The following is a 1,575-nucleotide window of genomic DNA, read 5'->3' as shown; positions in this document are numbered from 1 at the left end:
ACGACCTGGGATGACTTTTGAGGGTGCTATATTTGTTGGATTCAACACTCAACTCAAAAGTAGGTCTCCCTAAAAGGAGGTGATCCAGCCACACCTTCCGGTACGGCTACCTTGTTACGACTTCACCCCAGTCATCAACCCCGCCTTCGGCACCCTCCCCCCTTACGGGTTAGAGTAATGACTTCGGGCGTGGCTCACTTCCATGGTGTGACGGGCGGTGTGTACAAGGCCCGGGAACGGATTCACCGCAGTATGCTGACCTGCGATTACTAGCGATTCCTCCTTCATGCAGGCGAGTTGCAGCCTGCAATCTGAACTGTGCCAGGGTTTAAGAGGTTCGCTCTCCCTCGCGGGTTGGCTGCTCTCTGTCCCTCGCATTGTAGTACGTGTGTCGCCCAGGACGTAAGGGCCATGCTGACTTGACGTCATCCTCACCTTCCTCCGGTTTGTCACCGGCAGTCTCGCTAGAGTTCCCAACTTAATGATGGCAACTAACGACGAGGGTTGCGCTCGTTGCGGGACTTAACCCAACATCTCACGACACGAGCTGACGACAGCCATGCAGCACCTGTCTTCTGGTTCCTTTCGGCACTCCCACCTTTCAGCAGGATTCCAGAGATGTCAAGTCCTGGTAAGGTTCTTCGCGTTGCATCGAATTAAACCACATACTCCACCGCTTGTGCGGGCCCCCGTCAATTCCTTTGAGTTTCACACTTGCGTGCGTACTCCCCAGGCGGGAAACTTAACGCGTTAGCTTCGGCACGGCCCGGGTCGATACAGGCCACACCTAGTTTCCATCGTTTACCGCTAGGACTACTGGGGTATCTAATCCCATTCGCTCCCCTAGCTTTCGTCCCTCAGTGTCAGTTATAGCCCAGCAGAGCGCCTTCGCCACCGGTGTTCTTCCTGATCTCTACGCATTTCACCGCTACACCAGGAATTCCCTCTGCCCCTACTACACTCTAGTCTTACAGTTTCCACTGCCTTTACGAAGTTAAGCCTCGCTCTTTAACAGCAGACTTGATTGACTACCTACGGACTCTTTACGCCCAATCATTCCGGATAACGCTTGCATCCCCCGTATTACCGCGGCTGCTGGCACGGAGTTAGCCGATGCTTTTTCCTCAGGTACCGTCATTGAGTTCTTCCCTGAGAAAAGGGGTTGACAATCCAAGAACCTTCCTCCCCCACGCGGTCTTGCTCCGTCAGGCTTTCGCCCATTGCGGAAAATTCCCCACTGCTGCCTCCCGTAGGAGTCTGGGCCGTGTCTCAGTCCCAGTGTGGCTGATCATCCTCTCAGACCAGCTACTGATCGTCGCCTTGGTAAGCCTTTACCTTACCAACTAGCTAATCAGACGCAAGCCCCTCTCTAGGCGATAAATCTTTTACCTTTCGGCTCATCCGGGTTTAGCAGTCGTTTCCAACTGTTGTCCCCGTCCTAGAGGCAGGTTCTTACGTGTTACTCACCCGTCCGCCACTAAATCCCGAGGGATTCCGTTCGACTTGCATGTGTTAAGCAGACCGCCAGCGTTCATCCTGAGCCAGGATCAAACTCTCCATTTTGAAGAATCTGTT

Annotated in this window: 1 rRNA gene; it reads right to left on the bottom strand. The window is 53.8% G+C overall.

Going from position 1 to position 1,575, the window contains the following annotated elements:
- Positions 1-72: 72 nt before the first annotated feature.
- Positions 73-1,563 (bottom strand): 16S ribosomal RNA (locus PL11201_RS25450).
- Between the last annotated feature and the right edge of the window lie 12 nt (positions 1,564-1,575).

Source organism: Planktothrix sp. PCC 11201 (assembly GCF_900009135.1).
Classification (GTDB): domain Bacteria; phylum Cyanobacteriota; class Cyanobacteriia; order Cyanobacteriales; family Microcoleaceae; genus Planktothrix.
This window is presented reverse-complemented; position numbering and strand designations above follow the sequence as displayed.